This window comes from Mucilaginibacter gilvus (assembly GCF_004054195.1).
Taxonomy (GTDB): domain Bacteria; phylum Bacteroidota; class Bacteroidia; order Sphingobacteriales; family Sphingobacteriaceae; genus Mucilaginibacter; species Mucilaginibacter gilvus.
The window spans coordinates 227,504-247,382 of the sequence record NZ_SBIW01000001.1; the positions used below are offsets into that span (position 1 = coordinate 227,504).

Here is a 19,879-nt window from a genome sequence, read left to right on the forward strand (position 1 = left end):
GCTGAATTAATCCTTAAACCACATATCTCAAACAATGAAAAAAATCCTTTTAGCGATCCTATTCGTAGGAAGCATTTCAGCTACTTGCCTTGCACAGTCAGATAGTGATGCCGCAAAATTCAGTATTGGCGTTAACCTTGGCCTGCCAACAGGCGTCGCGCATGATATTTCGTCATTCGCTCCCGGCATCGATGTTAAATACGATTTACCAATTTCAACCGGCACCTTTTTTACTATTTCAGCCGGCTATACCAGATTTTTATACAATAGCGACACTAAAGACGCGCTAAAATCTCTCGGCGTAGATAAATCGGGCGCAGGTTTTGTACCCTTGAAAGCAGGTATTAAATATTATTTCAGCGATGGCTTCTATGGCGAAGGCCAGTTAGGCGCTACTTTCTCTACAGAAAGCGGTGGCGGTACCGCTTTTGCTTACGCGCCGGGTATAGGCTATACCTTTGCCGGTGGTTTCGATCTGGGTCTTCGTTACGAAGCCTGGTCTAAAAACGGCACTACAAGCCAGGTTGCAGCCCGCATTGCAATCAGCTTCTAAATAAAAAAAATATTTATAATGAAAAGTCCCGGGAGGTTTCCGGGACTTTTTTTGTTTTGTTTTATTTGCAGCGCGGCAGATTTATAAATGGCGCATTATAATTGTAATTTCGGCGTTATTAGCCACAAGCAATGCTGGCACATCAAATGAAGAGACTGTTACCCATATTATTTCTATTTTTATATACCGTTGCACAAGGGCAAAGCGCGCCTAAAAGTGCATTCAGCGCAGGGCTCGATCTTGCTATCCCTACCAATAGCATCTATAACGTTGGCCTGGGTGCTTCGGGCAAGGCAGAAATACCTGTTTCCAGTGCAGCCAGCTTAACAATTACCGCAGGCTATACCAGCCTTTATTATAAAAAATCGCTGATAGGCAGTAGCAGATCGCAGGATGCTGCGGGGTTTGTACCGCTAAAGGCTGGCGTAAAATATTACCTGAGCGAAGGCTTTTTTATAGAAGGAGAATTGGGTACATCTATCGAAACCAATTACTCGAAAAACAAACTCTTTGCATTTGCGCTTGGCCCGGGCTTTTTGCTGCCTATGAGCAAAAATACGGCTATCGAACTTGGCTTCCGGTACGAAAACTGGGGCAGCGGGCGCGTTAGGCAAACAGGTATTCGCGTAGCATACCATTTTACGTGGTAACTTTGTAACATACGAATCAAACAACGATGTTCCCGATCTTAAAAAAAGAAATAACAACTTACCTCAGCTCCTTGGTGGCTTACGTTACCATTGGCGTATTCTTATTGGTTTTAGGCCTATTTTTATGGGTGTTCCCCGATACCAGCATACTGGCTTACGGTTACGCCGGGCTGGACAGCCTGTTTAGCACAGCGCCATACCTGTTTATGTTTTTGGTGCCGGCCATCACCATGCGCTCACTGGCCGAAGAACGCCGCGAGGGTACGTTCGAGTTATTACTAACCCGCCCTTTAACCGATTTGCAAATAGTATTGGGCAAGTACTTTGCCGGGGTGGTTGTGGTACTTTTCGCGCTGGTGCCTACACTGGTTTATTATTACAGCGTTTATACCCTTGGCGCGCCGCAGGGCAATATAGATAGCGGCGCGGTTATTGGTTCTTACATAGGGTTATTCCTGTTGGGTTCGGCATTTACGGCTATTGGTTTGTTTGCCTCCTCGGTAAGTAAAAACCAGGTAATCGCTTTTACCATCGCGGTTTTCCTCTGCTTCTTTTTCTATAGCGGGTTCGATTCTCTTGGAGGTTTGTTCTCCCTTCAAACCCTCGGCATCCAAAGTTTGGGTATTACCGAGCATTATAACTCGGTAAGTCGAGGTGTATTGGATACCCGCGACTTGGTGTATTTTCTATTGCTGGATGCCCTGTTTATTTTGCTTACCCTTTTTGTGCTCCACCGCCAGCAGCAAAAAAAGTTCATCAACACAGTATTTCTGAGCACGCTGGGCATCTTATTTGCGTTAACGCTGTTTACCCAACGTTTTTTTACCCGGTTCGATTTCACCAAAGAGAAACGCTTTACCATATCTACCGTTAGCCGTAAGGTGCTGGATAGCCTCCCCGCCCCGGTAAACATTACCGTTTATTTGCAGGGAGATGGTTTCCCCGGCGGGATAAAACGCTTGCAAACCGCCACCAAAGATATGCTGAGCGACCTGCAGGCTTACAGCCACAGCAAGCTAACCTTTGTATTTATCGACCCTATAAAAGGCCTCTCGCAGGATCAGCAGAAACAGGCCTTTGAAAACCTGTCGGCCCAAGGCATAGAGGCGCAAAACCTCAGCGTAAAAACCGACGATGGCGTGCAATCTAAAGTGATGTTCCCGTTCGCGTTGGTTACTTACGGCGATAAAGCCATCCCGGTAAAACTGCTCGAAAATCAGAGTAACCTCAACACCTCGCCCGAAGAAAAGCTGAACAGCTCCATCCAAAACCTGGAGTATGCCTTTACATCGGCCATCAAAAAAATAACAACGGGTGGTAAGCAGCGCATCGGCTTTACCGAAGGGCACAAAGAGTTAACCGACCTGCAGCTGAACGATGCCATGCGTAACCTGTCTGACGGTTACTTGGTTGGCCGGATAAACCTCGCTACTATCCCTTTCGACAGCTTGCGTAAAGTTGGTTTACTGGTTATCGCCAAGCCCGACAAAGCCTTTACCGAACTGGAAAAATTCAAGATAGACCAATACCTGATGCGTGGTGGCCGTGTGCTTTGGGCCATAGACCAGGTGAGTGCCGAACTGGATAGCTTAAAAGGCAAAGGCAACCAAGCGCTGGCCTTTAATAAAGAATTGAATCTGGACGATCAGCTTTTTCGTTACGGTGTCCGCATTAACTATAACCTCATTGCAGATATCAACAGTTCGCAAATACCGGTTACCACCGGCGATGTTGGCGGGCAGCCGCAGATCCAGCTACTCAACTGGCTGTTTTACCCGGTGTACATCCCGCAATCTACCCACCCCATTGTAAAAAATCTGGATGGCATTACCAGCCAGTTTGCCAGCACAATTGATGTGCTGGATATTAAAAACGTAGAGAAAACGGTGCTGCTGAACACCTCGCCCTATAACAAAGAGATAAAAACGCCGCACCTGTTATCGCTGATGGCGCTGCGCGACGAGCCTAACCCAAAGGATTTTCAAAGTCCGCAGAAGATAACCGGGGTATTGCTGGAAGGTAAATTCATATCCGATTTCCGCAACAGGCCGGTGCCCGATAGTTTGGGCGAAAAGATTGAAGTATTAGGCGAAAGCAAGCCCACCAAGATGATCGTACTGAGTGATGGCGATATCCTGCGCAACCAGGTTGGTGCAGATGGCTCGCCCTACCCGCTGGGGTACGACCGCTACACCAAGCAAAGCTATGGCAACCTAACGCTATTGATGAACATTGCCGATTACATGGCCGACGACTCGGGGCTGATCTCCCTCCGCAACAAAGAGATACAAATACGCCTGCTTGACAGGGCCCGCATCCGCAGTGAAAAACTGCAATGGCAATTAATAAATAACATAGTACCTATTGGCCTGGTGTTGATATTCGCAGTTTTACAGTTTTACATCCGCAAACGTAAATACGCCCGGTAATATTTATTGATGGTAAGCAAATCAATCATAGTCATCTACTCCTAAAATGACAACATCAGTTTTTCGAATAACAAAGAAACAAGTAAACCAACCTATATAATACTCGCCCCATGGTTGTGTGGCAACTATTATTCTATCATTGCCGGTCAGTAGGCTACCAATGAACTTGCTTATCATCACCTTGGAATAATTTTCCATTTTATCATAGCAAGATCCGAGCATGGCCATTAATAATAATCTGCGGCTAAAATCCTCCACATCAATCTCGTACAACCCGATTCCTCTAAACCGTTCTTTTGAATTATATTCTGAAGAAAATTCGGTAAAATAATCATCATCATTATATCGCCACTTTTTATCAATATCATGATGAGTAAGCAAATCAAAGATAAAATCATGAACCGCAATGTTAGCGCCATTTGCCTTTGTATAAACAGCCAATCCTCCAACCGCGTTATGGTCATGGATAACTATGTCTAAAACCTCCTTATCTATATTTTCTATTACTTCCGATAAAACAAATGCAGGCTGCGTGCCAATTCTTTTAAATATAATGCCGCGATTAAATGATAAGCTTGAAAACGCCAAATAAAACGCTGTATTTTCTAATGTCGAACTGTCGAGTTCTATAAAATGCAAATCCTTTAATTCCAATTTTTTTAATTTTATTTGTGAACAATCGCAGTTTCTTTGATTGAAGCCTAACCTATTGTTAATATTACAGCTTTTTATCAACATTACCTGCACATCGTAAAGTATGCACATTAAATTTTATACTTTTGATTTACTAAACGAACTAACCCATTATGAGATTCATAGTTTCCACATCAACCTTACTCAAGCAACTGCAGTCTGTAAGTGGCGCGTTAAGCAATAGCACCGTTTTACCTATACTGGAAAACTTCTTGTTCGAGATAAAAGACGGAAACTTAACCATTTCTGCAACCGACCTGCAAACCAGCATGACCACCTCTTTAGCCGTAGAAGCCAAAGAGAGCGGTCGTATAGCCATACCATCGCGCATATTACTGGATACACTGAAATCCTTACCGGAGCAGCCCGTATCTTTCTCTGTAGACGATAAAACTTTTGCCATTGAAATAAGCGCCGGCGACGGTAAATACAAGCTAAGCGGCGAAAACGGCGAAGACTTCCCAAAGATCCCTACCGTTGAAAACGCATCATCGGTAAACCTGCCTGCATCTGTACTGGGCGAGGCGATCAATAAAACCATATTCGCGGTAAGTAATGATGAATTAAGGCCGGCCATGACGGGCGTTTATTGCCAGCTAAGCAGCCAGCACCTTACCTTTGTAGCTACTGATGCCCACAAGCTGGTACGTTACCGCCGTAAGGATGCCAAAGCGGATAGCACTACCGCGTTCATCCTGCCAAAGAAAGCGTTAACCCTGCTAAAATCGGCCCTGCCGGATAGTGATGTTAATGTATCGGTAGAGTATAATAGCACCAGCGCATTCTTCAAATTTGGTAACATTAACCTGGTGTGCCGCCTGATAGATGAGCGCTACCCGGATTACGAAGCCGTTATCCCGAAAGAAAATCCTAATAAAATGTCGATAGACCGCCTCTCATTATTAGGCACCCTAAGCCGTGTGGCTATCTACGCTAACAAAACCACCCACCAGGTAAGGTTAAAAATTAGCGGCAGCGAACTAAACATATCATCAGAAGATATTGATTTTGCAAACGAAGCGCACGAGCGTTTAAGCTGCCAGTACGAAGGCGACGACCTGGAGATTGGTTTTAACGCCCGTTTCCTGATTGAGATGCTGAAGAACCTGAGCTGTGAAGAAGTATCGTTAGAAATGTCGACCCCTAACCGTGCAGGTTTATTACTGCCACAAGGCGGCGACGAGAACGAAGACGTATTGATGCTGGTAATGCCGGTAATGCTTAACAGCTACGCATAATATTGATTAGAGGATGGCATAAAGATCAATTGGTGGTTGCTTAACGGCAAAAACCTGGTAACTACTCCAACCTCTAATCAACCCAAAACAAAAAGTCCGGCCATTAAAAGCCGGACTTTTTTGTTCCACAGATAACAAAACCTGCGGTTATACAGTTATTATTGCATCTGCTAATTTATATGAATTTCAAGTTACCTGTTTTAATTGTAGTGTTGTTCGCTTTGGCCATATCCTCCTGCAAGGTAGGAGATGATGCCGTACCCGCGTCATCTAACTTAACTACTACCTTAAATGTAGTGAACGCTACAACCGATACGCTTAACTATTATCTTAACGGGAGCCGGGTAAATACAACTTCTTCGCTCTATCCTTTTGGCTATACCGGTTACCTTGCTGTAAAATACGCCGACCAGAACTACCAGTTTAAGCGGCTGGGCAATTCTGCTGTGTTGTTTAATCTGCCCTTAGCGCTCGATACCAACAAGGTTTACTCGGTGTATATTGCCGGGGAAGCTGCCGATGATACATTTACTACACGCGATACACTGGTTTCGGATACTTCCGGGCGAGCCAAAATAAGGTTTGTAAACGCGTCTCCCGGCTCGGGCGACCTGGATGTGAAGATAGATTCCCTGAACTTTAAACTGCGAGCGTATAAATCAACTTCGGTATTTTTGCCGATAGGTGTTGGTATAAAGCATATACAGGTATTTAGGGCGGGTACCACCAACGCCATAGCCGATACCTCGCGAACGCTGACAGCAGGCAGGATGTATACACTGTTTGCAAAAGGCAAATTAGCGGGTACGGGCGGTTTAAAATTTGGCACCGGGCTGGTAGTTAATAAATAGTTTTGATAAAATAATGATCAGTAATAATAAAAGCGGCATACTAAAATACCTGTGTTTGTTTATAGTGGGGGTGCTTATAGTGCCTCAGTTCCTGTCGTGCGGTAAGGATAATAACAGCACTTCGCTGGGTACAGATAATGGTTACCTCAACATTGTAAACCTCAGCCCCAATATAAACCCGGTAAACTTATATGCCGAATTTATAAAGCAGGGCCCAACCACCTACAGGTACCCCAATGCTTCGGGGTATTTTTTAATGAACATTAACGATACCCCGTTGCAGATACGCCCGGCGCTAAGCAATACCAGCAGCCAAAGCAACCTGCTTACGCTGGATAGATCGTTAAAGAAAAACGTAAGGTATACCTGGTTCCTTACCGGTTTACGGTCAGACAGTTCGCTAACCTACATCTTCACCGTAGATTCGGGCAGCGTACCAGCTGTAGGGCGCAGCAAAATAAGGCTGGTTAACGCCTCACCGGGCAGCGCGGGCTTAAATATTACCGCGAACGATTCGCTGGTTTTCTCAAACATAGGATACAAGGCTGTAAGCGCGTATAAAGAGGTTACCGCCGGCGGCTACAACCTCAAGATAAGTGCCACCGCGGCACCATCAACCATATTAACTACACTAAAAAACGTAACCATGCTGGATGGTAAGCTTTACACCATTTATGCCTACGGTTTACCCAACCGTACAGATACCGCGGCATTTAGCGCCGGTGTTATTTTAAACACAATCCCCGATAAAAAGTAATAATAAAGCGCTTTTTAGCTTTATCTTGCTATTTTTGACTAAAATTAAAATGCTTTGGAAATAATACACAGCCTGATAGACTTCATCCTGCACATTGATAAGCACCTTGCCGAAATAACCAGCCAATATCAGGGCTGGACCTACCTCATCCTTTTTGTGATCATTTTTGCCGAAACCGGTTTTGTAGTTACCCCGTTTTTACCGGGCGACTCGCTGCTGTTTGCAGCCGGCGCTTTAATAGCGGGTGGTGCATCGGGCTTGGATATCCATCTACTGGCCATTATTTTAATTATTGCGGCTTTTGCCGGCAATACGGTAAATTACATGCTGGGTAACTACCTGGGGCCAAAGGTTTTTAAAGAGAAGAACAAAATACTGAAGCTGAGCTACTACATACAAACCAAAGCCTTTTTTGATAAGCACGGCGGCAAAGCGGTAATATTTAGCAGGTTTATGCCTATTATACGCACCATAGCCCCATTTGTGGCCGGTGTTGGCCGGATGCCTATAGGGCGATACAGCCTGTATAACATTATCGGCGGATTATCGTGGATAGTGCTTTTCCTTTACGGCGGTTACCTGTTTGGTGGTGTGCCTTTCTTTAAAAATAACTTTTCGTTGGTTGCTATCGGCATTGTGCTGTTATCTATCCTGCCACCTATTTTCGCTTTCATTAAAAGCAGGATGAACAAGGGCAAACAAGCCGCTTAGTATTATCTGTCCCTCTTGCTCATATTAACTTATTTGTCAAAAAAATATCCCGATTCTCCTTTTTTTTGACGTAATTCAAGCCAGAAATAAACCTAACTTATTACATGAAAAAAATCTTACTTATTACAGTATTAACCCTTTTTACAACCATTGCAGTACTGGCGCAGAACGACGACCCGCCCATTATGGAGGATTTTGCCAACGGTATTAAGGGCAGTAACGCCTTTGCTTTTAACGAGCACCTGAATGTAATGCAGATAAGTACGGGCGATGAAAGCTTCGACCTGGTTGCAGTAAACGATAAACTACAGGTAGTATGGCGTACCTCGCTAGCCGGCTTTGGCATTAAAACCGATAAATTTAAAGGGAAGATAGTGGCGCTTGCCTCAACCACCCACTCTAACTTTAAAGGCACCAACAATACTTTCGAGGCCTATGTTGTCGACCCGGATAACGGCAAGGTGCTGTCAGATAAGATCGTTTATAAATCTGATGATGACTACGTGGAATACCCGCAAATGTATACCGGCGACGGTGCCTTTTTTAAACTGGCAGTAAGGCAAACCGGCTACAGGCGCAAAATACATATCGGCATCCCCTTTTACGATTGGTTTTCGGACAGGTACGCCCGCGAATACAACGAAACGCGCAAACTACAGGTTGTTGAATACAATGACAAACTCGATTCGGTAAGCTCCTTTAAGCCGGTGCGCTCCAACGGGCTGTTTGTATCCCTATCGTGGAATAAGCATGCCGATATGTTCATCAGTTGGCTTAACGGTCCCAGCATCGAGGTTTATAAGTATGATGCGGGTAAAACAACGCCATCTAACCAGTTAACGGTACCTGTTTCTTTCGAGATTAAAGATTCTGCTATCCCAAGCCGGATATTGTTTACCTGCCCGTCTGATAACAGCAACGTGCTTTACTATGGGCTAATTTACAGAAACCAGGATAAGGATGCAGAATTAGGTATAGGCAAGCTCGATTTTGAAAGCAGCAAGAAAGCATACGTTACCCAGGTGATAGATAAAGCCAGCCTGAAGGCTTTAAAAAAAGGCTTTGTACCCATCAATAAAAAAGTAGATGATATAGATATGGGGTACGCCGGCGGCATGAACATTAAATATATTACCGAGGCAGATGGGAAATTATTAGTGGCGCTATCATCAAATGCAACATACTCCAGCCAAGCTGGTTCCACTTTCTATATCGAATATTCTTTAATCGTTAACGCATATGATAAAGATCTGAATTTAAGATTTCAGCAGGTGTTCCCGGCAAGCAGTAACTATCCTAACCGCCAAGTAACTACGGGTTTCCATGTTGCCAAAAACAAATTATATCTGGTGGCCAATTCAAAAAAAGGCATGCGCTCTAACGTAGGCATTTTTGGTATTTTAGACCTCGGCAGCGGACAATGGCTAAAAACAGAAGAGCTTTCTAAAAAGCACATCAGCAACGGCGATTACTCTGAAGGCCCGTCCGTATTATGGTTTGGTAATAGCTATATTGTACCGTACTTTTCACAAAAGATGTTTTCGGCAGTAAAATCGGATGTTACACTGCAACTGAACAATTATTAAAAGAACCAGCCGATATTATAAAACAGCCTGCCAAAAAGCAGGCTGTTTTTGTTTTAGCTTTGCTTAAAACAATTACCGCCAAAACTGCTTTTGTGTTTAATATGAAAATACAATTACATGGCCATAAAAATTAAAGACCAACCCTTTTACATCCAGGCAACCGCCGTGCTGTTCGGCCTTGTTTTGGTTGTTTATATTCTATCAGTACTAACTGATATACTGGTGCCGCTGGGCTTCGCGGCGTTTTTGGCCATATTGTTAAACCCGCTGGCCAATCGGCTGCAGCGGCACAAAGTGCCCAAGGTGTTATCGATCGTAATTGCTATGCTGATAGCCCTATTGGTGGTAACCGGGGTGTTTTATTTCTTATCATCCCAGGTTATCCAATTCGGCGATTCGCTGCCCATGCTGAAACAGAAATTTGGTGAAATAAGCATGAATCTTAAACATTGGGTACAAGCTACTTTTGGCATAGCCGTTGCCAAGCAGGACCAAATGTTAAAAGAGGCGCTAAGCAACAGCCAGTCGATGGTTGGCAAAACGCTGGGCGGCCTTTTAGGCACCCTGGGCATCATATTTTTGCTGCCGGTGTATATATTCTTCATGCTGCTCTACAAGCCGCTTATCCTTAATTTTTTGTACGAGGTGTTTGCCGAGGAAAATTCTAAAAAGGTAAGCGAGGTACTTAGCGAAACAAAGGGTGCCATACAAAGCTACATAGTTGGTTTACTGATAGAGATGATCATTGTGGCGGCCATGAACTCCGCGGCGTTATTACTGCTTGGCGTTAAATACGGCATACTGATAGGCTGCATTGGCGCTATATTAAACCTTATCCCATACCTGGGGGGTATTATAGCCATTGCGCTGCCGGTGTTGATGGCCACCGTAACTAAAGATGGTTATTCCACGCAATTGGGCGTTATCATCGCCTACATCGTGATCCAGTTTATTGATAATAATATACTGGTGCCACGTATTGTGTCTTCTAAGGTGCAGATAAACGCGCTGATGTCTATAGTGGTGGTACTGCTGGGAAATCAGCTGTGGGGCCTCTCAGGCATGTTTCTTTCCATCCCATTTGTGGCGGTGCTTAAAATAATTTTCGACAGGATAGAAGACCTGAAACCATGGGGCAAGCTACTGGGCGATAACATCCCAACGCGCCACATGGGTGATATTCTCAGAAACCGGCGAAAGCGAAAAGCCGTAGTGCCGGAAGCGGAGCAATAAAAATGGCCCATAGTCAATAGACCATGGACCATAATATTTCTTGTTTTCATTTTATCTATGGACTATTGACCATAGACTATCGACTAATGGTTTGTGGGCGCGCCACCGTTGTTTAAGGTGCCATTGGTGAAAAATAACGGGTGTACTTTTGTAGGGTCGCCCTGGTAAACCCAAACAATGCTGCCAATGTATTTAAGGAATGCATTGCTTACATCATTCGTGGTTAACTTTTTAACATCATCAACCAGGGTGATAGAGCGCATCCAGTTATTATGCAACACTTCATTGTTTACCATTGCTGCTGCCTGGGCTTGGTTGGTTTCGTTTTTATAGTAGAACCCGGTAAGATAAGTCACCTTCATATCGGCTACCTCATCTGCCTTAAAGCCTTCAGTTTTTACCTTGTCTACCAGTTTGTCAAACACAGCAATGTATTTATCGGGTTGGGTAGTTGATACCGAAAACCTTGCCGTTGCCGTGTTGCCGGTATTAAACCATGCCTGCGGCGCGTAAGATAAGCCGTTATTGGTACGCACCTCTAAAAAGTGCCTGTTGGCAAATATGCGCATGGCTACGTTAAAAGCATTATAATCTGGTGTGCCCGGTGCAGGGCCACTGGTTATACCTTCCACATAGTTGGTTGCGAGGTCGCGTTTTTGAGCGGCAAATGTATTTTTATACACCTTGAAGAATGATTTTTTTGCTTCGAACGGTGCGCCGGCTTTTACGTTTGCCAGCATAGCAGCTACTTTAGCCTCAATATCCGCCTTCGGCAAATCAGCCACTACCACTATTATCATTCTGGATTTGGTTAAGATCTTATTGTAGTACGCTTTGGTTTCCGCAGCGGTAAGTTTAGACAAGATCTCAACAGTACCATCGGGGTCTTTAGCATAATCCCTGCCTGCAAAAGCAACCCTGTCGGCATATTTATCAATAGCAGCATCCGGCTGCGCGTCGTTAGATTTCAGGTTGTTTATCGCATCCTGTTTAATCCGCTCAAACTCTTTCGCATCAAAAGCCGGCTGAGTAATGGCTTCGGCATATAACGGCCATACCACATCTAAATCAGATTTGATGCAGTTCATCCTGATGAGCGCATACTCCTTGGTATCAAAACCCCAAAGCTCGGCGCTTACTTTATCCAGTGCATTTTTAAAATCATTTTTCGAGCGTTTAAGGGTTCCGCATTCGGTTAAGGCATTTATGGCCATCCCTTCAATACCCATTTTTTCGGCAGGGTAATTTTCTACACCGCCCCTAATTACGGTTTGTATCTCCACAATATCGTTGCCGCTTGGCTGTACAATTACCTTTACTCCGCTCACCGTAGTTTCGTAAGGCTTGTTTTGGGCCGTAGCGGTGTTAGTAGTATATAAAGCTGCCATTACCAGCAGCACAAATAAGTTTCTCTTTTTCATCTTTAATGTGTTAACGGTTATTTAGTGGCAACAAAAAATGCTTTTGCATTGGTTGTTTTGCTTGTTTCGGGGTTGACAATTAAACCAGCTACGGATGGTTTGCCGGTGATATAAGTGCTGATGTATTTGGCAATATCCGCGCGGGTTACTTTTTGGTAATTATCGGTAATATCAGTACCATAATCAAACGAGGTACTGCACCACCAAAAACTAAGCTGGCTTGGTAAGCCGCTTGGTTTTTCCATATTACGCGCTTGGCTGCGCAGCAAAATACCTTTTGCATCGGCCATTTGCTCGTCAGTAAAATAATCCGGCTTGGCAAACTGGCTTATTTGGTTTATCGTTTCATCATAACACTCTTTCAGCTTATTTGGATTGGGCACAATAAACAAAGTAATAGCACCGGTATAGTAAGAAGTAGTGTAGCTTATGCTGGCAGAAGAAGCCAAGCCCTTATCAACCAAAGCTTGCTGCAATTTGCTGGAATTAAGCCCAACAATGTAAGAGAATACATCTGCCGCAACGGTAGCTGCCGAATCGGTTTTGTAAGCCGGACCCTGCCATGCAAAGTTCATATACGGCGTTTGCGCAATGGTGCTTTCTTTTACAAAAGCCTCGCTTTTGGCAAGAGGCTTAAACGGAGGTATAGGGTATTTTTCGTGCGGGTTGAAGCCACTGTTTGCCCAATCGCCATAAATAGCTTCGGCAAGCTTAAAAGCATCTTCATGCTTCACATCGCCGCAAATGGTTAACAAGCTGTTGTTGGGGAAATAGTATTTATCTTTGATGATCATCATCTTCTCGGGCGTAGCCGTGTTGATGATCTCGTGTACGCCTATAGGCATTTTGCGGGTGATCAGATCGCCCCAAAGAGCTTTATTGGTTTCGTAGTATAACTGAAAATAAGGGCTGCTCTCTGCACGCTGAAACTCGCCATCAACCACCGGGCGCTCTTTGGCCATATCCTCGGCACGGTATATAGGGAAACGGATAGCGGCGTTCATAAATTTGAGGCCCGCGCTTAGGCTATCTCTATCAAAGGTAAAGTAGTAGTTTACGCGTTCTACGTTGGTGGTACCGTTCCAGATAGCGCCAAGTTCCTGTGTACGTTTCAGGAATTTCTCTTGATTAGGATAATCCTTATTCGCTTTAAAAAACATGTGCTCAAAAAGGTGCGAGAGGCCGCTATACTCGGGGCCTTCGGTGTAAGCACCATTCTTTACTGCTATCTCGATAGTGGCCAAGGGTACTTTGCTATTTTCTATAACAACAACTTCGAGGCCGTTTGCTAGTTTTTTCCAGAAGTAGCCTTTTGGCAGGCGAGGCTGGGCCATAACGCAAAGCGAGCACAAAACTCCCGCGGCGCTAAGCGCAATTAGTTTAATCAGTTTTGGAGTCATATTTATGGTAATTGTGAACCATAAATATATCGTAAATAAATTTTAAACTGAATTTTTAGTTATTATTTAAATTTCAGCGATACTTTTTTGCCCGAAACATTTTGCAGGAAGGGTAAAAATATCAAACGGGCGTTTTCCTGTGCCTTCCCCAGCAAATTCATTTCGCCGGCTGTGGTAAGCATTTTCTTTTCGGCAATTTTGTAAACATCCTCTACCATGGTTTTCGCTTTATCAGGGAACCACACGCCCGATACATCATACACGCGCGAGCTTTGATGGTCGAGCTTTACGTAACAGATCTCGGGTTTTGGCAGGGTGAGCCAAATGCTGTCCTTACTTTGGGTGATATCTTCCCTATTTACTTTGGTGAGATCTATACAGGCAGTTACCTCCCCTACCGCCACAAACAGCACGCGGGCATCGGGCAGTATGGTGTGCAGCTCCTTTTTCTCCACCACATCTTTCATAGAATATTTTACGAGTTCCAGCTTACCCATAGCCGTAATTTTAGACACCATAATATCCTGGTTCACTTCGGTTTGTGTGGCAAATTGTTTCTTTAGATAGAAAATAAGAAAGATAATGGAACCTATGATCACCAGTAAAAATACCATAGTAACAGAAACGCGGGACCGGAAAGCCATAATGTGTGATTTACCTATTGCTACAAAAAAAAGCAGCGATAGTTTGCCCACCGCTGCTTTAAATAAATAGGTTATTGCTTACGCGTAAGTAACGTTTAAAGTAATTGGCACGCTTAACGCTTTTGATACGATACAGCCAGCTTTTGCGCCTTCGGCAACTTCTTTAAATTTGGCTTCGTCCACGCCGTCAATTACAGAGGCTTTCAACTCCAGGTGAATGCCCTTAATTTCGAGCGCCTGCATATCCAGGTCGAGGATAGCATCGGTAGTAAGGTCGCCCGGGGTGATGCCTGCCTGTGATAGAGCCGCGCCAACCGCCATAGTAAAGCAGCCCGCGTGTGCAGCAGCTATCAATTCTTCGGGGTTGGTACCAATACCATCCGCAAAACGGGTTTTAAATGAATATTGTGTTTTGTTAAGAATAGTGCTTTGGGTAGTGATCTCGCCCTGGCCTGCTTGCAGGGTACCGTTCCAATGTGCGTTTGCTGTGCGTTTCATGATAGTGTTTGTTTTTGAGTTTTTACGAATGTAGTAATATGTTGTATTGATTTAAAATATCGGGTGTTATGATATTGTGAATAAGAGCTTCACCCGCCTCTCAAAGCAGCAATATGCTATGAGGAGGCAGTGATTGTTAAATTCCTTTACAGTTTTATAATAAAAGATTTGGACTATTATCAAAAAAAGTGTTAACCCAGTTTTTTTTTAATTTATTGACTATCAGGTTATTGAAAAATAAATTTCGAAATTGTGTTAACTTTTGTTAACCCTGTTAGAAAGCCTTTATCGATTGTTGTTACCACTGTGCTCTATCGTACTGGTTCGGCCATTTTACGGTTATCCCCAACTCGTGTGCAGCACGCAGCGGGAAATGCGGATCGCGCAGAAGTTCGCGCGCCAGCAACACCACATCTGCCTGCCCGGTTTCGATGATCTCGTTGGCTTGTTCGGCTTCGGTTATTAAGCCTACCGCGCCTGTAAGTGTGCCTGCCCCTCCTTTAACAGCTTCGGCAAACTCAACCTGGTAGCCGGGTTTCAACGGTATGCGCGCTCCTGCTATGTTACCACCGGTAGAGCAATCTATCAGGTCGATACCTTTATCCATTAATATTTTGGCTAACGCTATGGAGTCATCTATCGTCCAGCCACCTTCGGTCCAGTCGGTTGCCGATATGCGTACAAACAGCGGGTATTCTTCGGGCCAAACCTCTTTAACCGCCGCAATGATCTCCAACAATAAACGGGCGCGGTTCTCCAGCAAGCCGCCATACCCATCGGTACGGTGGTTGCTTAGCGGCGATAAAAATTCGTGGATAAGGTAGCCATGCGCGCCGTGCAGCTCAATCACCTTAAAGCCTGCGGCCAGGGCTCGCACCGCGGCGGCCTGAAAATCGGCAATTACTTTAGCAATGCCTTCCCGGTCTAATTCAAGCGGCGCCTCTTCGGCCGGTGTAAAAGCTAAGGGGCTTGGCGCAACAGATACCCAGCCATTTTCGGCGTTTGATGATATTTGTTTGCCGCCAGCCCACGGCAGATCGTGACTGGCCTTGCGGCCGGCGTGGGCCAATTGGATGCCTGCAACAGCGCCTTGGTCGTCAATAAAATTGGTGATCTCTTTCAATTTGGCAATGTGCTCATCTTTCCAGATGCCAAGATCGCCATACGAAATGCGACCCTCGGCAGATACCGCGGCAGCTTCGGTGATGATAAGTCCGGCACCCCCCACAGCGCGGGCGCCCAAATGCACCAGGTGCCAGTTATTTGCAAAACCGTCCGTGCTGGAATATTCGCACATCGGCGATACTACGATGCGGTTTTTTAACTCAATAGTTTTTATTTTTAAGGGAGAGAATAGATGCGGCATAATGTTCCTTTTTTTACAAATATGGCAAGTTACTATTGCAGCTATCTCATGGTTTTGTAAAATAGGAAGGGCGGTCGATTAACCCTACGGCGTAGTAACCGCAACGGGCAATACTTTGCCATTAAAAAACCGATGCCCGGTAACCGCGAAATCGGCAATGTACTTGCCCATTTCAAATGCCATTACCGGCGATTCATACCCGGGGAAGGCCTGCTCCAGCATTTCTGTTTGTGCCGAGCCAAGGGCCAGGCAGTTTACTTTGATGCCCTGCTCTGCCAGTTCCTGCGCCAGGCATTCGGTTAAGGTATGCAACGCTGCCTTACTTGCCGAATAAGCCGCCAAGCCCGGAAACTTGGCGCTCCCCTGGAACGCACCCATACTGCCTATGTTGAGGATATGCGAGCCTTCGCCCATAAACTTGAGCAGGCTTTGAATAATGCGCACATGACCTATGTAATTGCTTTGCAGCATTTCTACAAAGTCGGTTTCTAAAAGTTGGGTAAAGGGTTTATTAATGAGCACGCCGGCATTGTTCACCAGCACATCTATCCTGTCATCAAAGTTTGCTGTGATAAATTGCTGCAGCCCGGCATAATCATCATGTACAATATCAAAGGCAATGGCATATAGCTCGCAATCGGGGTTGAGGCCTTTTGCAATTTCCAATAGCTTCTCCAGCTTATCCTGCGAGCGGGCCAAAGCCATAACCTTGTGCTTGCCGGAGAGTATGAGTTCTAATACAGCTTCAAATCCTACGCCGCTGCTGGCGCCTGTTATAATAATGTTCATGAGCCCTGTACTGGGAATGATAAATGTTATTGCAAATTTAGTATTTGTATCTAAACCACCAATTTCTGTTCCACCGGATGTTTAATGAGATACAACCCATCGGTGATGAGTTTTTTGTATTCGGGTTCTGTAGCAGCTTTATGTTCCAAAAACCTGCGGATCTCGGCAGCCAGGGTACGTTCTACACCTTCATGATCCAGCAGCTCCAATATTTCCAGCGCACAGAGCCAATCATCATGATGGATTTTTTGCAGCATCAGCCATACATTGCCCAGGTAGCCAAAATTCTGTCCCATATGCCTGCGGTTACGCACCTGCTGGTATAGTTTGTGCAGTTGAAGTGTGTGTTCATCGTATTCGGGGTGATGCGTGCCGGTTACCGATTTGTAGGCGATCTCCAAAAAAGCATCCTTATCCGCCGCGCCGCAAAAAACCGAGGTGATCTTTTCCCCTACCGCCATATCATAAACACCCCATGCCGGGTCGAACAAGATGTTGCCGGCTTCGTCTTTTGCTGTGCAGCCGGTAAAGGTGATCAGCTGCACCCGGTTATTTTCAGCGTGAACGGCTTTCACTTTGCCTGTAACCGTAACGCCGCTTTCAAATTGTAGCATAGTGTTTTTGCCTGTCTCAATCCCGGCCGTTTTTAGGTCGTTTAAGGTGAAATCTTCAAGCGGTTTTTCAAAATTTTTTAATCTCCCCACCGGTGAGCTAAAACCGTCTTTATGATAGCTTTTGCCATGGCCTTTAAGCTGTTTATTACCTGCTGATAATGCCGTCGGCCCGTTAGTTTTCAGGAAGGAAACATTGCCCTCTTTATCGGTAGCCAGTGCTGTAAACGTGCCCGAAACCTGCAGGCCCGAGCTATACACCGCTGTACAGGTATTTTTACTGTCGATAGCTTTTTGCAAGCCGTACTCACCTCCCCGCCTGAATGACATTGTAGCGGCGAATTGCTCCAGCACATCAATGAGGTTTTGGAAGTTAGGTGTTACAAAAAGCTGTGGCTGCGTTTTAGTGATATCGTAGCTGTATTTTACGGCATCAATGGTGTAAGGAAGTTTATTTACCTGCTTTGTCATACAGCTGGCGCTCTCGCCGATAGAGGAGAGTAAGCCCGCGCCGTATATTTTTGGCTCATCCAAATTGCCTATCAGTCCGTATTCTACCGTCCACCAGTGCAAGCGGCTTAGCAGAGCCATTTCAGATGGTTCGCCCATGTTATCCTGCCTAAAGGCAACCAGTTCTTCGGCCTTTTTTATTTCAGCCTCATCGGCATCGGGCATCTCTTTTAATATAGATAGTGCCCTTATGGTTTCATACAATTCAAAATCCTGCGCGCTAAACATCGCTTTGGCACCTATCGAACCAAAATAGCTCAGGTACTCGTGGTAATCCTTATCGGCAATAATGGGCGCGTGCCCGGCAGATTCGTGTATAATATCCGGCGCGGGGGTATATTCAATATGCTTTAACTGTCGGATATCCGCCGCTATCACCAACACGCGGTACGCCTGGTACTCCATAAATGCTGCCGGCGGTATAAAACCATCTACAGTAACAGCACCCCAGCCAATTTTGGCCAAGGCATTGTTCATCTCTTTCAGATCGGGTATTTTTTCAATGGTAAGTCCGGCTTTTTGCAACCCCGGAATGTAAGGATAGTAGGCTACATCCTTTAGGTAACTGTAGTTTTGCCGCATTACATAGCGCCACACGGCATGGTCCACCGGGGTGTAGTGCGCGTAATTTTGATCTACAATAAATTGCTTTAAATGCGCGGGCAGTGCAGTAACCTGCGGGTTATTAAAATCATTAAATCGACTCATTAGAAGCAGGCTTTAAACTATTTTCTGATACAGAAACAGCAAATAACCGATTATGATTTGATAGATTTTATATTCAGAATATTATATTTTTTTAAGCCTGCTTGCCCGAATTAAATTGCGCTTTTAAAAAAATGCTTGTGTGTAGGGCTGGGTTACTTATCGTGTATTTCGATATCACCCTTGGGCAAACCTTCCTCTAACCGGCTTGGGCGCAAAACATAGTAAACGCCTGATAATGCCACCATAATGGATATCAGGTAAAAAGATATTGGCAGAAAAACACCCAGATCGGCACTCATCGGAAAAACGTGGCTCAGCTGCTGAAAAACCGTTTCGCGGATCCCTGCGCCGCCTACGCTAATAGGAATGATGGTTGCCAATGCCGAAATAAGGAATGATAGTAAATAAGGTGAGAACTTACCATGAAAATCTTGACCGAAAAGGATGCAGATGATGCCAATAACTTGTAACGACTGCACACCAAGCGCCTTTAAATGCCCTTCGAAAAAGTAGTGGGTATACTCCCTGAAAAACTTATACGCTATAAAGTAATATACGATGGAGCCGATGGTAAAAATACCCAACGGGATGCCGATATGGATGTCTATTTGTGGTATTAAAAATATCAGCGCTACTGTGATGAGACCGATAGCCCAAAGGCCGCTAAGCCTGTCAAACATAATGGCCCAGAAAACTTTTTTGGCGGGCAGCTTATACGTTTTATTGAGCAAGTATATTTTGTAACCATCGCCACCGATACCGCCCGGCAGCAGGAAGTTATAGAACAAACCCAGCAGGTAAAGCCTAAAGTTAAAGCGTGGATCGAGGTTTAATTTGATGGATTTGAAATAACTGGACAAACGCCACGAGGAAATCACCATAGAACAGAAGTAGCAACCAAGCGCAGCCAGCATCCACCAGTAATTGGCGTTTATCAGCCTCATTTTTACCTTTTGTAAAGGCACTTTGCTGAATACATAATATAGCAACGCAAAGGTAACGGCAAATTTAAGCACCAGCTTGGTTACACTCCATACGGTATCCTTCCACGTTTTAGGCTTCAGCGCCTTCTCCGTTTCGTCTACTTCGGTTTCAATCAGATCTTTCATTCGGGCGCAAAGCTATGTTTTTTTTGGATTACACCGATTTCACAGACTCGATTTCACAGATTTTAACAGTTATCAATTTGTAATCGCAACATCAAATCGGTGTATTCATTCAGTGCAATCAG

The 19,879-nt window shown here is 44.8% G+C and carries 18 protein-coding genes; 9 read left to right on the plus strand and 9 right to left on the minus strand.

The annotated features are described in order from the left end of the window. Window positions 1–34 precede the first annotated feature (34 nt). The 3 genes from EPL05_RS01035 to gldG all read left to right on the plus strand — a co-directional run bounded on the left by EPL05_RS01035 (window position 35) and on the right by gldG (window position 3,632). Window positions 35–553, plus strand: a complete 519-nt coding sequence (locus EPL05_RS01035; RefSeq protein ID WP_128531656.1) for an outer membrane beta-barrel protein — start codon at window positions 35–37, stop codon at window positions 551–553. Window positions 554–699: 146 nt separating this feature from the next. After that, window positions 700–1,203, plus strand: a complete 504-nt coding sequence (locus tag EPL05_RS01040) for a hypothetical protein (RefSeq protein ID WP_128531657.1) — start codon at window positions 700–702, stop codon at window positions 1,201–1,203. A gap of 26 nt (window positions 1,204–1,229) precedes the next feature. Continuing rightward, window positions 1,230–3,632: a gliding motility-associated ABC transporter substrate-binding protein GldG gene (gene gldG, locus EPL05_RS01045; protein ID WP_128531658.1), complete on the plus strand. Its 2,403-nt coding sequence runs from the start codon at window positions 1,230–1,232 to the stop codon at window positions 3,630–3,632. Between the two features lie 21 nt (window positions 3,633–3,653). On the opposite strand, the gene EPL05_RS01050 is transcribed toward gldG, so the two are convergent. Next, window positions 3,654–4,286 carry a hypothetical protein gene (locus EPL05_RS01050; RefSeq protein WP_128531659.1) on the minus strand — a complete coding sequence of 211 codons (633 nt, stop codon included), beginning with the start codon at window positions 4,284–4,286 and terminating at the stop codon, window positions 3,654–3,656. A 152-nt stretch (window positions 4,287–4,438) separates the two neighbouring features. Here EPL05_RS01050 and dnaN point away from each other — a divergent pair, with 152 nt between their 5' ends. The 6 genes from dnaN to EPL05_RS01080 all read left to right on the plus strand — a co-directional run bounded on the left by dnaN (window position 4,439) and on the right by EPL05_RS01080 (window position 10,701). Continuing rightward, window positions 4,439–5,563 (plus strand): DNA polymerase III subunit beta, encoded by a 1,125-nt coding sequence (gene dnaN / locus EPL05_RS01055; RefSeq protein WP_128531660.1) that lies wholly within the window; start codon window positions 4,439–4,441, stop codon window positions 5,561–5,563. Between the two features lie 179 nt (window positions 5,564–5,742). Continuing rightward, window positions 5,743–6,414 carry a DUF4397 domain-containing protein gene (locus EPL05_RS01060; RefSeq protein WP_128531661.1) on the plus strand — a complete coding sequence of 224 codons (672 nt, stop codon included), beginning with the start codon at window positions 5,743–5,745 and terminating at the stop codon, window positions 6,412–6,414. 13 nt (window positions 6,415–6,427) lie between these two features. Further along, window positions 6,428–7,171 carry a DUF4397 domain-containing protein gene (locus EPL05_RS01065; protein ID WP_128531662.1) on the plus strand — a complete coding sequence of 248 codons (744 nt, stop codon included), beginning with the start codon at window positions 6,428–6,430 and terminating at the stop codon, window positions 7,169–7,171. Between the two features lie 54 nt (window positions 7,172–7,225). Beyond that, window positions 7,226–7,882: a DedA family protein gene (locus EPL05_RS01070; protein ID WP_128531663.1), complete on the plus strand. Its 657-nt coding sequence runs from the start codon at window positions 7,226–7,228 to the stop codon at window positions 7,880–7,882. A 104-nt stretch (window positions 7,883–7,986) separates the two neighbouring features. Beyond that, the gene (locus EPL05_RS01075) at window positions 7,987–9,468 is read left to right on the plus strand and encodes a hypothetical protein (RefSeq protein ID WP_128531664.1); all 1,482 of its coding nucleotides are present in this window, start codon (window positions 7,987–7,989) and stop codon (window positions 9,466–9,468) included. A 117-nt stretch (window positions 9,469–9,585) separates the two neighbouring features. Beyond that, window positions 9,586–10,701, plus strand: a complete 1,116-nt coding sequence (locus tag EPL05_RS01080; protein ID WP_128531665.1) for an AI-2E family transporter — start codon at window positions 9,586–9,588, stop codon at window positions 10,699–10,701. Window positions 10,702–10,784: 83 nt separating this feature from the next. Here EPL05_RS01080 and EPL05_RS01085 read toward each other — a convergent pair whose 3' ends face one another. The 8 genes from EPL05_RS01085 to EPL05_RS01120 all read right to left on the minus strand — a co-directional run bounded on the left by EPL05_RS01085 (window position 10,785) and on the right by EPL05_RS01120 (window position 19,757). Then, entirely contained in the window at window positions 10,785–12,122 is a 1,338-nt protein-coding gene (locus tag EPL05_RS01085; RefSeq protein WP_128531666.1) for a M16 family metallopeptidase, read from the minus strand. A gap of 17 nt (window positions 12,123–12,139) precedes the next feature. Further along, window positions 12,140–13,456, minus strand: coding sequence for a M16 family metallopeptidase (locus EPL05_RS01090; RefSeq protein ID WP_243837181.1), 1,317 nt, complete (start codon window positions 13,454–13,456; stop codon window positions 12,140–12,142). Window positions 13,457–13,584: 128 nt separating this feature from the next. Beyond that, window positions 13,585–14,166 (minus strand): DUF4230 domain-containing protein, encoded by a 582-nt coding sequence (locus tag EPL05_RS01095; RefSeq protein WP_128531668.1) that lies wholly within the window; start codon window positions 14,164–14,166, stop codon window positions 13,585–13,587. A 78-nt stretch (window positions 14,167–14,244) separates the two neighbouring features. After that, complete coding sequence (locus EPL05_RS01100) at window positions 14,245–14,664, minus strand: OsmC family protein (RefSeq protein ID WP_128531669.1); 420 nt, start codon at window positions 14,662–14,664, stop codon at window positions 14,245–14,247. Between the two features lie 298 nt (window positions 14,665–14,962). After that, the gene (locus EPL05_RS01105) at window positions 14,963–16,030 is read right to left on the minus strand and encodes an NADH:flavin oxidoreductase/NADH oxidase (protein ID WP_128531670.1); all 1,068 of its coding nucleotides are present in this window, start codon (window positions 16,028–16,030) and stop codon (window positions 14,963–14,965) included. A gap of 84 nt (window positions 16,031–16,114) precedes the next feature. Continuing rightward, complete coding sequence (locus EPL05_RS01110) at window positions 16,115–16,819, minus strand: SDR family NAD(P)-dependent oxidoreductase (protein WP_128531671.1); 705 nt, start codon at window positions 16,817–16,819, stop codon at window positions 16,115–16,117. A 50-nt stretch (window positions 16,820–16,869) separates the two neighbouring features. Next, window positions 16,870–18,648 carry an aromatic amino acid hydroxylase gene (locus EPL05_RS01115; protein ID WP_128531672.1) on the minus strand — a complete coding sequence of 593 codons (1,779 nt, stop codon included), beginning with the start codon at window positions 18,646–18,648 and terminating at the stop codon, window positions 16,870–16,872. Window positions 18,649–18,800: 152 nt separating this feature from the next. Then, the gene (locus EPL05_RS01120; RefSeq protein ID WP_128531673.1) at window positions 18,801–19,757 is read right to left on the minus strand and encodes a lysylphosphatidylglycerol synthase transmembrane domain-containing protein; all 957 of its coding nucleotides are present in this window, start codon (window positions 19,755–19,757) and stop codon (window positions 18,801–18,803) included. Window positions 19,758–19,879: the final 122 nt, after the last annotated feature.